The sequence below is a fragment of the Halohasta salina genome (assembly GCF_024178165.1).
Taxonomy (GTDB): domain Archaea; phylum Halobacteriota; class Halobacteria; order Halobacteriales; family Haloferacaceae; genus Halohasta; species Halohasta salina.
In genome coordinates this window covers 65,649-79,384 of record NZ_JAMZIE010000007.1, presented here as the reverse complement: position 1 = coordinate 79,384, position 13,736 = coordinate 65,649, and the positions used below count along the sequence as shown (strand labels likewise).

The window sequence follows — 13,736 nt, the reverse complement described above, 5'->3', positions numbered from 1 at the left end:
CGGCAAATGGCTTCGGTTCACCCTGTTACTGCGCTCGCCGACTCCGCGACGGCCTGCGCCGAGCGGCTTCGGGCGGCTGACTCGGTGCTGTTGGCCTCCCACATCGACGCCGACGGACTGACCAGCGCCGCCATCGCCGCGACTGCGCTCGAACGCGCTTCGATCCCGTTCGAGACCGTCTTTTCCAAGCAGCTCGACGCGGCCGAACTCGAATCGATCGCCGCCAGCGACCACGACACGGTTCTGTTCACCGACTTCGGCAGCGGCCAACTCGATCTCATCGCCGGCCACGAGGCGGCGGGCGACTTTACGCCCGTCATCGCCGACCACCACCAGCCCGCCGACGCGTCGACCGAGTACCACCTCAACCCGCTTTTGGTCGGCATCGACGGCGCATCGGAACTCTCCGGAGCCGGAGCTAGTTACGTCCTCGCGCGTGCGCTCGCGTCATCGACCCAACAGGACTCCGACAACCGCGATCTGGCGGCGCTGGCGATCGTCGGCGCGGTTGGCGACATGCAGGCCGGCGTCGACGGCCTCTCGGGAGCCAACACACAGATCGTTTCCGAGGGGGTCGAGGCGGGCGTCATCGAGGAGTCGACCGACCTCACGCTGTACGGCAAACAGACCCGCCCGCTGCCGAAACTGTTGGAGTACGCCAGCGACGCCCGCATTCCCGGCATCTCCAACGACGCGGCGGGGGCGATCGAGTTTCTCTCCGATCTCGACCTCGACCTCAAATCAGACGGCGAGTGGCGCTGTTGGGTCGACCTCGCGGACGACGAACGACAAGTGCTGGTCAGCGCGCTGGTCCAGCGCGCGGTCAAAAGCGGCGTCCCGGCGAGTCGGGTCGACGATCTCGTGGGGACGAGCTACCAGCTCACCCGCGAGGAGCCCGGCACCGAACTCCGGGACGTCAGCGAGTTTTCGACCCTGCTCAACGCGACTGCCCGCTACGAGCGGGCCGACGTCGGACTGGCGGTCTGTCTCGGCGACCGCGAGGCGGCGTTGGATCGCGCTCGCCAACTCCTCCGCAATCATCGTCGGAACCTCTCGGAGGGGTTGGAGTGGGTCAAAACCGAGGGCGTTACCGTCGAAGACAACCTCCAGTGGTTCGACGCCGGCAACCGGATCCGGGAGACCATCGTCGGTATCGTTGCCGGGATGGCCGTCGGCGCGCCCGGTGTCCGCCGGGATCTGCCGATCATCGCCTTCGCCGAGAAATCCGACAGCGAGATCAAGGTCTCCGCGCGCGGGAGCCACCAGTTGATCCGCGAGGGGCTGGATCTCTCGGCCGTCATGCGCGAGGCCTCGCGCGCGGTCGACGGCGACGGCGGCGGCCACGACGTCGCGGCGGGGGCGACGATCCCTGCGGGTCGACAGGCGGCGTTCGTCGACCACGCGAACGAACTGGTCGGGGAACAGTTGGATGAGAAGTCGAACTAGCTGCCGTGTCGACGCTCGATCAGGCGTTGCCGAGATCGCGGAACATCACGCGGTAGTCGTCGGAAGATAGCGAGCCCGCCAGATCCAGCAGTTCGTCGTCGAGTTCGCTCATCCGATCCAACAGGGTGGTGTACTCGTCGCTGGCTTCGAGTTCGGCGTCGGACTTCTCCGATTCAAGCAAGGCGCGCTTCGAGGCCAGCGAGGCGGCCTCTCGGAGCAGCCCGCCGTACTCCGAGCGGACGAACAGCGTCTCGACGGCTTCGAGGAGTTCCGAGCGGGTGACCGGCTTGACGATGTAGAGATCGAACCCCATGTCGACGATATCGAAGTCGGGTTCGACGCCGGTGACCATCGCCACGCGACAGTCGAAGCCCTGCTCTTCGATGAAATCGAGGACCTCCTCGCCGGGCGCATCGGGCAGCCGTCGATCCAGCAGGACGGCGTCGACGGCGGTCGTCGACGGGTCGTCGTCGCTGTCGTGCTCGCCGAGGAGCGTATCGATCCCCGCTTGGGCTGTTTCGGCAGTCAGCACCGTGTACTCCGGTTCGAGAAACTGGACGTAGAGCTTCGTTACCGACGTGTCGTCTTCGACGACGAGGATCGTCCCTGCTGTCATGGTGGTGTCACTCGGCGGGGTTGAGGCCCCGAATGTCGCGGTCGGTCAGCGCTGTGCCACACACCCATCCGTACAGAGACATCCACAACCCCGAGGGTATAAATGTATCTACTAATCGTTTGTCAAAGATACGGTAACAACCCGATCGAGCCGGTGGGCTCTTTTAGTGGGCGGTCATATTACGTTGCAAACAGGTATGACAGACGTAGTTCCAACCGGGGTCGACGGACTCGATGCGATCCTCAACGGCGGCATCGTCGAAAACGCGACCGTCCTCGTCAGCGGGAATCCGGGGACCGGCAAGAGCATCTTCGGCATGCAGTTCCTCTATACGGGGGTCACCGAGTTCGACGAGCCCGGCATCTACATCTCCTTCGAGGAGAACGCCGACGACATCCTCGCGTCGGCCGAGTCGGTCGGTTTCGACCGGTTCGCCGAACTGGTTGAGGCCGGCGAGATCAAGATCTACGACAAACGCGACATGCTGAGCGACGGCGACTTCACCGCGACGATGGACAAACTGCTGGAGGACTTCTCGGCGGCGGCCTACGACCGACTCGTCCTCGACTCGCTGACGATGTTCCAGCTGTTTTTCGACGACGAACGCGAGAAACGCACCTATCTCCTCAAATTCTCGGATATCCTCAAGGAGTACGGCCTGACCTCGCTGTTGGTCAACGAGCAGGCGGCGGTGTTCCCCGACACCGAGATCGGCCTCGAAAACTTCCTCACCGACGGCAACATCTACGTCATCCAGACGCCGACCGACTCCGGGGTCAACCGCTACGTCTGGGTCGCCAAAATGCGGAAACAGGACATCAACACCGACATCTTCCCGATGGAGATCGGCGACGGCGGCATCACCGTCCACGACAAGGCCAGCGGCTTTTCAATGATGGGCGGCGACGGCGGCACCGGTGCGGGCGGCGGCCCCTCGTTTTAGCTGTTCGACATCGTCCGCCAGACATCGTCGAGTTTGTTTTTGACCACCGACCGCTCGGAGAGTTCGACGTCGACCCCGTCGTCGAAGCTGATCTCGATCTCGTCGACGTTACGGCGGTAGACCTTGATCCGGCGGTGTTCGTCCGACAGCGGCCGGTCGTGGAGCTCTAGGAGGTTGGTCTCGGTGAGTTCGTTGATCCGCCGGTAGCAGGTGGCGATGGGGACGTCTAGCTCGTCGCTCAGATCCTGGGCGGATTTGGGATCGGTTGTCGCCGAGAGGATCTCGGTATTGTATTTGTTACCGAGTACCTCGATGAGATCCTCCGATGTCATTGATTGATAACTGGGAGAGTCAGGATAAAAAGGGTATCGGTGGGCCTGTCGGCCCGAATCGCCACCCGAGTATCACGTTCGGTATTCGCATCTCGCTCGGAGGCCGGTAGCGAGTCGGCCCGTCTCGGCTCGGATGGGCGGTACCACGCTGCCAGATTCACGCTACTAGTTACCATTCCAAACTTCATGTTTTGTCGACGTGTTCCGGTTTTCGGCCGTTTCAGGCCGTTTACACGCCATCTACGCAATTATCAAAGACAATACTTTCGGACATACCTTTATTATTCGGATCCTGTTTGTTGAGCGTAACGTCGGGTGCCACAGCGAACGGTACACCGACGCGGAAACGACCCACTATGTTAAACGACACAGACCGCGGCCAGGTCGGCATTGGGACACTCATCGTGTTCATTGCCATGGTCTTGGTCGCCGCGATCGCAGCAGGGGTACTGATCAACACGGCCGGGTTGCTCCAGACGCAGGCCGAAGCAACCGGTCAAGAGACACAACAGCAAGTCAGCGACCGACTACAGATCCAGAGTACGACCGGCGTGGTCGACGAGACTACGGGGAACGTCACCAGAGTGAACCTCACGGTCACGAAGGCACCGGGGGCTGACAATATCCAACTGGAGAACGTGACCTACGAGTTCGTCACGGAAGACGCAGTTAGCACGGACGTAATTGATCCGAGCTCCAACATCAAATACATCGAGAACGAGACGAACGATAACGTGATCACCGACCGGTCTGACCGATACAGACTCACATTCCCTACCAGTGATATCGGTGAAAGTAATACGGAACTCGAAGGCGGCGACACTGTGACAGTGACACTAACGACCGCACAGGGTGCGTCGACGGTCGAAGAACTTCGCGTGCCGGACTCACTCGTTGATCGGAAGGCGGTGAAGCTGTAACAATGTTTGAAACTTTGTTTAACACTGATGACCGCGGTCAGGTTGGTATCGGGACGCTTATCGTGTTCATCGCGATGGTGCTGGTTGCGGCGATCGCCGCCGGTGTGCTGATCAACACGGCTGGGTTACTCCAGACGCAAGCCGAAGCCACCGGCCAGGAGACACAACAGCAGGTCTCCGACCGAATCCAGATTCAGAGCGCGTCGGGACAGGTCAGCGAAGCCCGTGGGAACGTCACCGCAGTGAACCTCACGGTTTCCAAAGCACCCGGTGCGGGTAACATCCAACTGAACAACGTGACCTACGAGTTCGTCACGAGCGAGGAGGTGAGCACGGACGTAGTCAACAAGTCCGGAAGTGGTAGTAGTATCGGTGTCATCGATGCCGATACGAACGACGACGTCATCACGGACCGATCCGATCGCTACCTGCTCAACTTCAGTGCCAATACTTCAATCGGCCGTGAGCTCGAAGGCGGCGACAGTGTCACGCTGACGCTAACGACCGCACAGGGTGCCTCGACGGTCGAGGAACTCCGCGTCCCCGATTCGCTCGTGGATCGTAGCGCAGTCGCACTGTAATTCGACCACAAACACATCCAATAGAACCATGTTCAAAGAACTCTACAACACGGACTCCCGTGGTCAGGTCGGGATCGGCACGCTCATCGTGTTCATCGCGATGGTGCTGGTGGCAGCGATCGCCGCCGGCGTGCTGATCAACACGGCCGGCCTCCTCCAGACGCAGGCCGAGGCGACCGGTCAGGAGACTCGACAGCAGGTCGCCGACCGGCTGCAGGTCCAGAGCGCGACTGGTCAGATCAAAGGGGAACAGGGCAACGCCACGCTTGAGAATATAACTCTCATCGTGACGAAATCCCCTGGTGCCGGTGATATCCAACTGGAGAACGTAACCTTCCAACTCGTCACTGACGACAAAGTCACCACCGACGTAATCAACAAAGATAACGTTGAAAATATAACGTCGGATACCAACGACAACGTTATTACCGACCGAGCTGACCGGTACGAAATAATCCTGGAAAACGGCACCGACTACAACGAAACGATCGAAGGCGGCGACAGTGCCACGATCACGTTAACGACCTCCTCCGGCGCGTCGACGATCGAGGAGCTCCGTGTGCCCGACTCACTGGTCGGACGCACTGCCGTGCGGCTCTGATCACGGCCGAACCGACTTTCAACCACCACGTCCGGACCGCAGCGGTCCCGTTCGTGATTTCGATTTTTCGACCCGCTCGCCGAACAGCGACGGCGTCGACGCGGAACCGGTCCGGCGAGCCAAACGCTTATACGTGTGACAACTAACCACACAGTCATGGGCTCGGACGATTCGGAGATGGAGAACCGCGACCGCGTGCTCGCGCCCGACGACCTCGATATCACCGATCAACCCGAGGTCGCGGAGATCGACGACGGGCGGTACGTGGTTTCGGCCGACGGGCCGGCGACGGAACCCGACAAGGAGATCCTCGAAAACCCCGACTGGCTCTCCGACGAGGACGAAGATGAGGGGTCCGGCGCGCCGACCGGACAGGAGCCGTCTCCCCGGTCCGAGCAGTCGACCCCGGCCGACCAACCGAATCGAACCACGCAGCCGACCGCTCGAGGCGGCCAGCCGTCGACCGATCGGCAACCGGATCCAACCCAGCCGAATCAAGGCCAGCCTACCGGACAGCAGCCGAATCAGGGTCAGCCTACCCAACAGCACCCAAATCAGGGCCAGCCTACCCAACAACAGCCGAACCAGCAACAACCCGCACAACAGCCGCCCGCCGCCGAGCAAGAGGGTCGACGACACCAGCAGTCGACCGGCGGCCAGCCGGCCGGCAGTCAGCCGGCGGCTGGGGGTCGACAGCAGTCTGCCGAGGGGCAGACGGGGTCATCGCCCCATCCCAACTCCTCGGAGCTCGCGGCCCACGACCAGCCGCCGGCCGAGCCGCCGGTGGCCGAGATCTCCAACGAGACTGTCAGCAAGTTCCTCGCCAAGGAACTCGCCCAAGGTGATGGTGACTACGGGTTCGACGCCACGCTCAACGTCGAGGGACAGGTCAACCGCGGGCGGATGACCTCCGACGACATCGGCGAGACGCTCGAAACCCTCTTGCGATGGTACGCTCGCCAGACGACCGAGGAAGTCGACCCCGAGGTGGTACTCGGGATCATTCTCGCCGGAACCGATCTGGCCGTCGAGTACCCCGTCCAGAGCGCCTATGCGACGATCAAACAGTACGACCTCAAGCCCGACGACTCGATCGGCGACCTGCTGACGGCGATCCGGAAGGAAGGCTCGTTTACCGTGCCGCCATCGAAAGACTGAGTTGCATCCCGCGGTTCTGTTCTCATCGCTGATAACTGTAGGGGAGTGTTTATGATAATGCGGGCGCGCCAACAGCATATATGGCAAAGCGTGTGCTGATCGCCGACGACTCGGAGTTCATGCGGAACCTGCTCCGCGAGATCCTGGAGGCAGATTTCGAGATCGTCGGAGAGGCCGAAAACGGCGTCGAAGCCGTCGATTTGTATAAGGAACACGATCCGGACATCGTCATGATGGATATCGTCATGCCGATCAGAAGCGGCATCGAGGCCACCGACGAGATCACCGACGAGAACCCCGACGCGAAGATCATCATGTGTACCAGTGTCGGTCAGGAAGAGAAGATGAAGGAAGCGATCAAAGCGGGTGCCTCAGGATACATCACCAAACCGTTCCAGAAACCCAACGTGCTCGAGGCGATCAACGACGTCATCCCGGCCTAGTATGAAAGTCGACATCCGCGAGCTCGGGCAGTTCAACCACCTCGCTTCTCAGGGTGCCGAACGCGCCGCCCGGTCGCTGTCACAGCTGACGGGCGTCGCGATGGACGTCGAAGTCACCGACGTGAGCCTCGTCACCGAGAACGTGCTCGCGGAGACGTTCACCGGCAAGTCGTTCGTCGGCGTCGAACTCGGGCTCGAAGGGGGATTGGAGGGCGAGACGGTCCTCGCCTTCGAGCGGGAACGGGCGCTGATGCTGCAGGACCTCCTGTTGAAGGCGACAGGATCGAGCGACGAACTCGCCCAGAGCAGCGTCACCGAGCTGGGCAACATCATGATCGGCGGCTTCATCGACGGCTGGGCCAACCACCTCGGGGAGGCGATCAACATGACTCCGCCGAAGTACACCGAGGCCGTCGGCCCGCGGATCCTGCCCGATCAGGCCATCGAGGCCGCCAAAAACCACGGGGTGTTCCTCTTCGAGAGCAAGCTCAAGGCGATGGATGTCGACCTCGATTTCTCGATCTACATGCTGCCGGAGTACCGACAGTTCGTCGAGTTGCTCTCGGGCAACGAGGGCAACCAGATCCCGGTCAACCGGCTGAGTGCCTTCGAGGACCTCGCCAAGGAGGGCGCGGGCAACGCCGCCGGCCAGATCGGGATGATGACCGGCCTCGACACCGACGTCGACGTGAGCCGGCTCCGCTTTGTCCCGTTGAAGGGGGTGCCGCGGCAGGTCGGCGACGACCGGTATGTCGGCGTCGTCTTCGAGCTGAAGGGGTTGCCAAGCGGCTATCTCGTCGTGTTGTTCGATGAGGAATCCGCCAAGACGGTCGCCAGCTCGATGATGCCCGGCGACACATCCGAGGAGGAGATCGGGACGATGACCGAAGGCGCGATCAAGGAGCTGGGCAACATCATGACCAGCGGTTTCATCGACGGCTGGGCCAACGTTCTGGGAACGAGCATCGAACACACGCCGCCGAACTTCGTCCACGACATGGGGTCGGCGATCATGAGTCCGGTCGTCGGCAAGCTCGGCACACAACAGGAGTACGCCTTCGTGATCGACTCGACGATCGAAATCGACGGCCGGCAGGGCCGGTGTGATATCTATGCGCTACCAAACGAACGCGAACTCGCCCGGGCACTGTCGGCACTGCCGGCGCGAGGCTGAGCCGCCGACCGGGGACCACAACCAGTCGTGAAACGCTTTGATACGGACGACCAGCCCGTCGACCGACGCAAGATCGGCATCGCCGAATACGCCGTCGTGACTGACGAGACCGTACTGATCACAAGCGGGCTGGGGTCGTGTCTCGGGATCGTGCTGTACGACCCGCGAAACACGGTCTCGGGGCTGATTCACGTCATGCTACCGACCGTCGATCAGGCGCGGGACTCGACGCCCGCGAAGTTCGTCGACACCGGGATCCCGCTGTTGGTCGACGAGATGGAGGCCGCGGGGGCCGACCGCGACGCGATGGAGGCACGGATCGTCGGTGGCAGCGAGATGATCCAGTTTACTTCCGGCGGCGACAGCATCGGCAGCCGGAACATCGCGCTGGCCGAACAGCTGCTCGACGAGTACGGGATCGAGATCGTCGGCTCCGACATCGGCGGCGGCCACGGCCGATCGATCCGGTTCGACCCGGCCGCCGGCGCGCTTACGATTCGGACGGCCGACGAGGAAACGCGGACCATCTGACAGCTCCCGTTTCAAAATCTCATCCCTGAAATTCAGAGGGGTGGTTTGAAGTATACTGGTTGATTCGATTTCACGTAATGGGTCTCGGTATATCGCTCCTCATCACACTCCCCGCACTCGATGGGGTCACGGTGTTCGGCACCGACCTGTCGGTGCTTGGCCCCGCAGCCGCAGGAACAGCCGGACTGGTCGGTGCCAGTATCATCGACCGCATCCTCGATTCCGACGACGACGAGGCCGACGACGATGACGCCCTGATGGGTGACGACGATCTCGGCGGGATGGGTGACGATCTCGGCGGGATGGACGGCGGGATGGACGACGACTTCGGCGGGATGGACGACGACTTCGGCGGGATGGACGACGACTTCGGTGGGATGGACGACGGCGGGATGGACGGCGACTTCGGCGGGGGTGGCGGTGGCGGCAACATCGACGAGCTCGAACACCAGCTCGACGAACTCGAAAACGAGGTCGCCAGCCTCTCCTCGACGGTCAACACCGTCCAAAACGAAAACACCGAGATCAGCAACCGCGTCGAGGACGTCGAGGAGGACATCAGGAACCTGCTGGACATCTACGAGATGGTGACCCGCGGGATCAATCCCTTCGTCGACGAGCAGGACGCCAGTGACTTCGATGTCGGCGGCGACGACGGACTGGGGCTGTTCGACACCGAGGACGACAGCGGCGGCGATGAGGACGTCGACGACTCGGTGATGAGCGAGGACGCCGACGGCTTCTTCGACGATGACTTCGACGAGGACGACGACGAAGACGAGTTCGACGACGACTTCGAGGAACTGGGTGACGAAGACGACGAAGACGAGTTCGGCGACGACTTCGAGGAACTGGACGACGGCGCCGACGAGTTCGGCGACGAAACCGAATCCGAAGATATGGTGAGCGATCAAGATTCAACCGGCGGTAAATCGTTTAGTGAACTGAAAGACGAGTACGACTCCGGCGAGGCCTCCTGGGCCGACGAGGACGAGGACGACGACGAGTTCGGCGGGATGGACGACGAGTTCGACGACGCCGACGACGGCCTCGGGATGGACGATGGCGACGACGAGTTCGGCGGGATGGACGACGAGTTCGACGACGCTGACGACGGCCTCGACATGGACGACGACGACGGGTTCGGGATGGACGACGAGCCCGACGACGCCCTCGGCAACGGCTCGGACGACGAGATGGCGGTCACCGACGACTCGCCGACCGTCGACGCCGAACCCGAACCGGAGCCCGAACCCACGGCCGAGCCGCAGGCGCAGGGTGACTTCGAGTACGTCACCTCCGACCAGCTCTCCTCGAGCGGCGACAAGCCCTATCTCACCGCGATCCCCGGCGACTACGTCGGCGATCTCGTCGTGATGGAGTGGTTGGAGTTCCTCGTCGAGGAATCATCCGTCACCGACGCGGCGCGGGCGGTCAACTACTACGAGCGGATCGACTGGATCGACGAGGCGGCGGCCGACCACCTCCGGTCGTTCCTCTCGGGATTCGGCAACATCGACCGCAACAAGGTCGACCAGCCCGGCACCGACCAGCTGAATCGGGCTCACCACGTCCACAGCCTGAAATACATCATGAAGCTCAACAACGGCACGACTGCGACGTCGGTGATCCTCGATCGGTGGGATTCCTTCGCGCAGGGCGACAATGGGCTTTAGCGTCAGCGCGTCGACGGCAATCATCTTCGCGGGGCTGTTCCTCGCGGCCGGGACGCTGTATCCCGCCGTGTCGAACGCCCACGAACGCGTGACGGATGCGGAAATCGACCGAACCGACGCCAGACTCGATATGCGAAACACCGAGATCAACATCACCGCGGTCGATACGGGTACTCCTTCCATCGGCGTCAGAAACGAGGGGTCGACGTCGCTGGACGCCGACGAGATCGATCTCGTCGTCGACGGGGAGTACCAACCTCGGAGTGACTACGACGTAAGCGACGGCGGGGTCTGGTTCCCCGGCGAAACGATCACCATCGACAACTTCCCGACGCCGACCGACAGCGTGAAGATCGTCACCGACCACGGCATCAGCGAGTCGGAGGTCGTCTAACGATGGCCAGCGTCTCGGCGTCTCACCTGATCATCTTTATTGCGAGTCTCGTCATCGCCGCCGGCGTCGTCGGCACGCTCACCACCGGCGTCGACCGAGTTAGTAGTGCGATCGACGATCGGAGTCTCGATGTCACCCAGCAGGTGCGGATGGATATGGCGATCATCAGCGACCCCAGCGACACCCCCTACGACACCGGCACGAACAACCTGACCATCCACGTCCGCAACACCGGCTCACAGGGGGTACCGATAGAGGCTTCAGCGTTCGATGTCGTTCTCAACGGCCAGTTCGTCGGCAACGACAATATCGCCGTCGACGACGCCAATGGCGACTCGAACGTCTGGCGTCCCGGCGATGTCGTGGCGATCACGATCACCGACGACTCGGTCGACACGACCGGCGACAACCGGCTGATACTGACCGTCAACGAGGATCAAGAGACCTTCGAGTTCACCACATAACCATGAGTACACGACGCACACACCGAAACCTGATTTCGCTCGGCATGGAGGACCACGACCGCCTGAACAAGGAGCTGGGTGGCGGCATCCCACGCGGCAGTATCGTCCTGTTGGAGGGCGACTACGGGGCCGGCAAAAGCGCCATCAGCCAGCGGTTCACCTACGGGTTTACCGAGGAAGACACCTCGGTCACCTTCCTGTCGACCGAGCTGACGGTCTCGGGCTTTATCGACCAGATGCACTCGCTGTCCTACGACATCGTCAGCCCGCTGTTGAACGAACAGCTCCTGTTCCTGCAGGGCGATTTCGACAGCGCGGGTGCACTCAGCGGCAAGGAGGACAAAGAGCGCAAGGAGCTACTCCGGCGGCTGATGGAAGCCGAGACAATGTGGGAACCCGAGGTCATCATCATCGACACCTTCGATTCGATCCTCCGGAACGACCCCACCTTCGAGTCGCTGGTCCGTCAAAACGAGGAGCGACAGGCCGCCCTCGAGATCATCTCATACTTCCGTGATATGATCTCCGACGGCAAGGTGATCATCCTCACCGTCGACCCCTCGACGGTCGACGAGGAGGCCATCGGTCCGTTCCGGTCGATCGCCGACGTCTACATCGAGATCCAGATGGTCGAGGTCGGCAACGACATCCGCCGCCAACTGCAGGTCAAGCGGTTTGCCGGGATGGGCGAACAGGTCGGTGATACGATCGGTTTCTCTGTTCGGTCCGGAACTGGTATTGTCATCGAGAGCCGTAGTGTAGCGTAAGGAGCTCACACACGATGACCGAACACGGAACTCCCACCCCATCCGACGAACTCAAGCAGATGGCGATGCGGAAGCCGCATCTCCGCGAGCATCTGATGAAGTTCAAGCAGATCACGGGGGAGTTCCCGCTGTTCGTCGAGGGGCCCGACGACTACGAGGCCGACCGGCCGAACGTCCTGTATCCGATCGGCGGGCCGCTGTTCGTCCACGTCCACGGCGACGTCGGACAGAAACTCAAATACTACGCCGTCGAGCCGACGCTGTCGGACTCGGAGGCGGTGGTCCTCGAGAAGGTCAAACGGAAGCTGCTGTCGATGAGCGGCCACCGCAACGCGCCGGGCGACGAGTCCGAGTACGACGACCTCATCGAGGAGTTACTCGAGGACGCGACCTACGTCGCCGACGGCGAGACCACCTTCTACGACCGGGTCAAGCAGTTCTGGAACTTCGGCAAGATCGAGATCAACCAGCAGACCTACGACGCGATCCGCTACCGGCTCAACCGGGATATCGTCGGGTTCGGACCGCTGGAGCCGGTGATGCGTGACCCACAGAACGAGGATATTCACGTGATCGGCCCCCACGAGTGTCACGTCGACCACGGCACCTTCGGGATGATGCCGACCACGGTCGACTTCGGGACGCCCGACGAGTTCGATAGCTGGCTGCGAAACATGGGCGAGCGGATCGGCGACCCGGTGTCGGATTCGGACCCGATCGTCGACTCGACGCTGCCCGACGGCTCGCGTATCAACATCATCTACTCCGACGACGTCTCGATTCAGGGGCCCTCGCTGACGATCCGCCAAAGCGAGGACGTCCCGCTGTCGATCAATCAGATCACCCACTGGGGAACACTCTCGCCGGAGCTGGCGGCCTATCTGTGGCTCTGTCTGGAAAACGAGCGGACCGTCTTCGTTGTCGGCGAAACCGCATCGGGGAAGACGACGACGCTCAACTCGGTGCTGTCGTTCATCCCGCGGGACGCCAAGATCTACACCGCCGAGGATACCGCCGAAGTGCTGCCCCCCCACGACACGTGGCAGCAGCTGATGACCCGTGAGGGTGGCGACGAGGGCAACGAGGTCGACATGTTCGATCTGGTGACCGCGGCCCTGCGATCCCGTCCCGACTACATCATCGTGGGGGAGGTCCGTGGCGAGGAGGGCCGCATGGCGTTCCAGGCGGCCCAGACGGGCCACCCCGTCATGCTGACGTTCCACGCCTCCGACATCGTCTCGATGATCCAGCGGTTTACGGGTGACCCGATCAACATCCCCGAGACGTTCATGGACAACGCCGACGTGGCGCTGTTCCAGAACCGCGTCAAACAGGGCGACAAGGTGCTGCGTCGGGTCACCTCCGTCCAGGAGATCGAGGGGTACTCCAAGGAGATGGACGGGGTCGTGACGCGTGAGGTCTTCAGCTGGGATCCCGTCGAGGACAACATCGTCTTCCAGGGGATGAACAACTCCTACGTGCTCGAAGAGCAGATCGCGACGCTGCTGGGGTACGCCGACACCCGCGATATCTACGACCAGCTACAGTACCGCGCGGAGGTCATCGAGCGGATGATCCAAGAGGGCGTGTTGGGCTACCACGAAGTCAACGAAACGATCGACGCCTTCCAGCGTGACGGTGTCGAAGGGTTGCCGTTCTCGATGCGACCCTCACCGATCGACCAATAACG

16 protein-coding genes are annotated in these 13,736 nt (G+C 62.1%); 14 read left to right on the top strand and 2 right to left on the bottom strand.

Annotated features, from left to right (window positions below; genetic code table 11):
* The first annotated feature begins 6 nt into the window (after positions 1 to 6).
* Positions 7 to 1,446 carry a RecJ family nuclease gene (gene recJ, locus NKJ34_RS13385; RefSeq protein WP_253738820.1) on the top strand — a complete coding sequence of 480 codons (1,440 nt, stop codon included), beginning with the start codon at positions 7 to 9 and terminating at the stop codon, positions 1,444 to 1,446.
* A gap of 19 nt (positions 1,447 to 1,465) precedes the next feature.
* Here the strand turns inward: recJ and NKJ34_RS13380 are convergent, their stop codons facing one another.
* Positions 1,466 to 2,062, bottom strand: a complete 597-nt coding sequence (locus tag NKJ34_RS13380) for a HalX domain-containing protein (protein ID WP_253738819.1) — start codon at positions 2,060 to 2,062, stop codon at positions 1,466 to 1,468.
* A gap of 196 nt (positions 2,063 to 2,258) precedes the next feature.
* On the opposite strand from NKJ34_RS13380, the gene NKJ34_RS13375 reads away from it, so the two are divergent.
* Positions 2,259 to 3,005, top strand: a complete 747-nt coding sequence (locus tag NKJ34_RS13375; RefSeq protein ID WP_253738818.1) for an RAD55 family ATPase — start codon at positions 2,259 to 2,261, stop codon at positions 3,003 to 3,005.
* Here NKJ34_RS13375 and NKJ34_RS13370 read toward each other — a convergent pair.
* The gene (locus NKJ34_RS13370; RefSeq protein ID WP_253738817.1) at positions 3,002 to 3,337 is read right to left on the bottom strand and encodes a winged helix-turn-helix domain-containing protein; all 336 of its coding nucleotides are present in this window, start codon (positions 3,335 to 3,337) and stop codon (positions 3,002 to 3,004) included. The genes NKJ34_RS13375 and NKJ34_RS13370 overlap by 4 nt on opposite strands.
* 356 nt (positions 3,338 to 3,693) lie before the next feature.
* Between NKJ34_RS13370 and NKJ34_RS13365 the strand changes: the two genes are divergently transcribed.
* The 12 genes from NKJ34_RS13365 (at position 3,694) to NKJ34_RS13310 (ending at position 13,734) form a co-directional block, all read left to right on the top strand.
* Complete coding sequence (locus tag NKJ34_RS13365) at positions 3,694 to 4,257, top strand: archaellin/type IV pilin N-terminal domain-containing protein (RefSeq protein ID WP_253738816.1); 564 nt, start codon at positions 3,694 to 3,696, stop codon at positions 4,255 to 4,257.
* A 2-nt stretch (positions 4,258 to 4,259) separates the two neighbouring features.
* Positions 4,260 to 4,838 (top strand): archaellin/type IV pilin N-terminal domain-containing protein, encoded by a 579-nt coding sequence (locus NKJ34_RS13360; RefSeq protein WP_253738815.1) that lies wholly within the window; start codon positions 4,260 to 4,262, stop codon positions 4,836 to 4,838.
* Between the two features lie 28 nt (positions 4,839 to 4,866).
* The gene (locus NKJ34_RS13355) at positions 4,867 to 5,439 is read left to right on the top strand and encodes an archaellin/type IV pilin N-terminal domain-containing protein (RefSeq protein ID WP_253738814.1); all 573 of its coding nucleotides are present in this window, start codon (positions 4,867 to 4,869) and stop codon (positions 5,437 to 5,439) included.
* Between the two features lie 156 nt (positions 5,440 to 5,595).
* A complete protein-coding gene (locus tag NKJ34_RS13350) occupies positions 5,596 to 6,597 on the top strand; it encodes a DUF7500 family protein (RefSeq protein WP_253738813.1) in 1,002 nt (333 codons plus the stop codon).
* Positions 6,598 to 6,677: 80 nt separating this feature from the next.
* The gene (cheY, locus tag NKJ34_RS13345; protein ID WP_253738812.1) at positions 6,678 to 7,040 is read left to right on the top strand and encodes a chemotaxis protein CheY; all 363 of its coding nucleotides are present in this window, start codon (positions 6,678 to 6,680) and stop codon (positions 7,038 to 7,040) included.
* Position 7,041: 1 nt separating this feature from the next.
* Positions 7,042 to 8,214, top strand: coding sequence for a chemotaxis protein CheC (locus NKJ34_RS13340; RefSeq protein ID WP_253738811.1), 1,173 nt, complete (start codon positions 7,042 to 7,044; stop codon positions 8,212 to 8,214).
* 27 nt (positions 8,215 to 8,241) lie between these two features.
* Positions 8,242 to 8,745, top strand: a complete 504-nt coding sequence (locus NKJ34_RS13335) for a chemotaxis protein CheD (protein WP_253738810.1) — start codon at positions 8,242 to 8,244, stop codon at positions 8,743 to 8,745.
* 77 nt (positions 8,746 to 8,822) lie between these two features.
* Positions 8,823 to 10,421, top strand: coding sequence for a FlaD/FlaE family flagellar protein (locus NKJ34_RS13330; RefSeq protein ID WP_253738809.1), 1,599 nt, complete (start codon positions 8,823 to 8,825; stop codon positions 10,419 to 10,421).
* The gene (gene arlF / locus NKJ34_RS13325; RefSeq protein ID WP_253738808.1) at positions 10,411 to 10,815 is read left to right on the top strand and encodes an archaellum stator protein ArlF; all 405 of its coding nucleotides are present in this window, start codon (positions 10,411 to 10,413) and stop codon (positions 10,813 to 10,815) included. The genes NKJ34_RS13330 and arlF overlap by 11 nt, the downstream gene beginning before the upstream one ends.
* Positions 10,816 to 10,817: 2 nt before the next feature.
* Entirely contained in the window at positions 10,818 to 11,279 is a 462-nt protein-coding gene (gene arlG / locus NKJ34_RS13320) for an archaellum stator protein ArlG (RefSeq protein WP_253738807.1), read from the top strand.
* Between the two features lie 2 nt (positions 11,280 to 11,281).
* Positions 11,282 to 12,046, top strand: a complete 765-nt coding sequence (gene arlH / locus NKJ34_RS13315; RefSeq protein ID WP_253738806.1) for an archaellum protein ArlH — start codon at positions 11,282 to 11,284, stop codon at positions 12,044 to 12,046.
* Between the two features lie 14 nt (positions 12,047 to 12,060).
* Complete coding sequence (locus NKJ34_RS13310; RefSeq protein WP_253738805.1) at positions 12,061 to 13,734, top strand: type II/IV secretion system ATPase subunit; 1,674 nt, start codon at positions 12,061 to 12,063, stop codon at positions 13,732 to 13,734.
* The last annotated feature ends 2 nt before the right edge of the window (positions 13,735 to 13,736 follow it).

What these genes read in the sequence shown, in the direction of transcription:
- recJ (WP_253738820.1), top strand. Translation starts at nt 7, where the DNA reads ATGGCTTCGGTTCACCCTGTTACTGCGCTCGCCGACTCCGCGACGGCC.
- cheY (WP_253738812.1), top strand. Translation starts at nt 6,678, where the DNA reads ATGGCAAAGCGTGTGCTGATCGCCGACGACTCGGAGTTCATGCGGAAC.
- NKJ34_RS13330 (WP_253738809.1), top strand. Translation starts at nt 8,823, where the DNA reads ATGGGTCTCGGTATATCGCTCCTCATCACACTCCCCGCACTCGATGGG.
- NKJ34_RS13380 (WP_253738819.1), bottom strand. Translation starts at nt 2,062, where the DNA reads ATGACAGCAGGGACGATCCTCGTCGTCGAAGACGACACGTCGGTAACG.
- NKJ34_RS13365 (WP_253738816.1), top strand. Translation starts at nt 3,694, where the DNA reads ATGTTAAACGACACAGACCGCGGCCAGGTCGGCATTGGGACACTCATC.
- NKJ34_RS13340 (WP_253738811.1), top strand. Translation starts at nt 7,042, where the DNA reads ATGAAAGTCGACATCCGCGAGCTCGGGCAGTTCAACCACCTCGCTTCT.
- NKJ34_RS13350 (WP_253738813.1), top strand. Translation starts at nt 5,596, where the DNA reads ATGGGCTCGGACGATTCGGAGATGGAGAACCGCGACCGCGTGCTCGCG.
- arlG (WP_253738807.1), top strand. Translation starts at nt 10,818, where the DNA reads ATGGCCAGCGTCTCGGCGTCTCACCTGATCATCTTTATTGCGAGTCTC.
- NKJ34_RS13370 (WP_253738817.1), bottom strand. Translation starts at nt 3,337, where the DNA reads ATGACATCGGAGGATCTCATCGAGGTACTCGGTAACAAATACAATACC.
- NKJ34_RS13360 (WP_253738815.1), top strand. Translation starts at nt 4,260, where the DNA reads ATGTTTGAAACTTTGTTTAACACTGATGACCGCGGTCAGGTTGGTATC.
- NKJ34_RS13310 (WP_253738805.1), top strand. Translation starts at nt 12,061, where the DNA reads ATGACCGAACACGGAACTCCCACCCCATCCGACGAACTCAAGCAGATG.
- arlF (WP_253738808.1), top strand. Translation starts at nt 10,411, where the DNA reads ATGGGCTTTAGCGTCAGCGCGTCGACGGCAATCATCTTCGCGGGGCTG.
- NKJ34_RS13355 (WP_253738814.1), top strand. Translation starts at nt 4,867, where the DNA reads ATGTTCAAAGAACTCTACAACACGGACTCCCGTGGTCAGGTCGGGATC.
- NKJ34_RS13375 (WP_253738818.1), top strand. Translation starts at nt 2,259, where the DNA reads ATGACAGACGTAGTTCCAACCGGGGTCGACGGACTCGATGCGATCCTC.
- arlH (WP_253738806.1), top strand. Translation starts at nt 11,282, where the DNA reads ATGAGTACACGACGCACACACCGAAACCTGATTTCGCTCGGCATGGAG.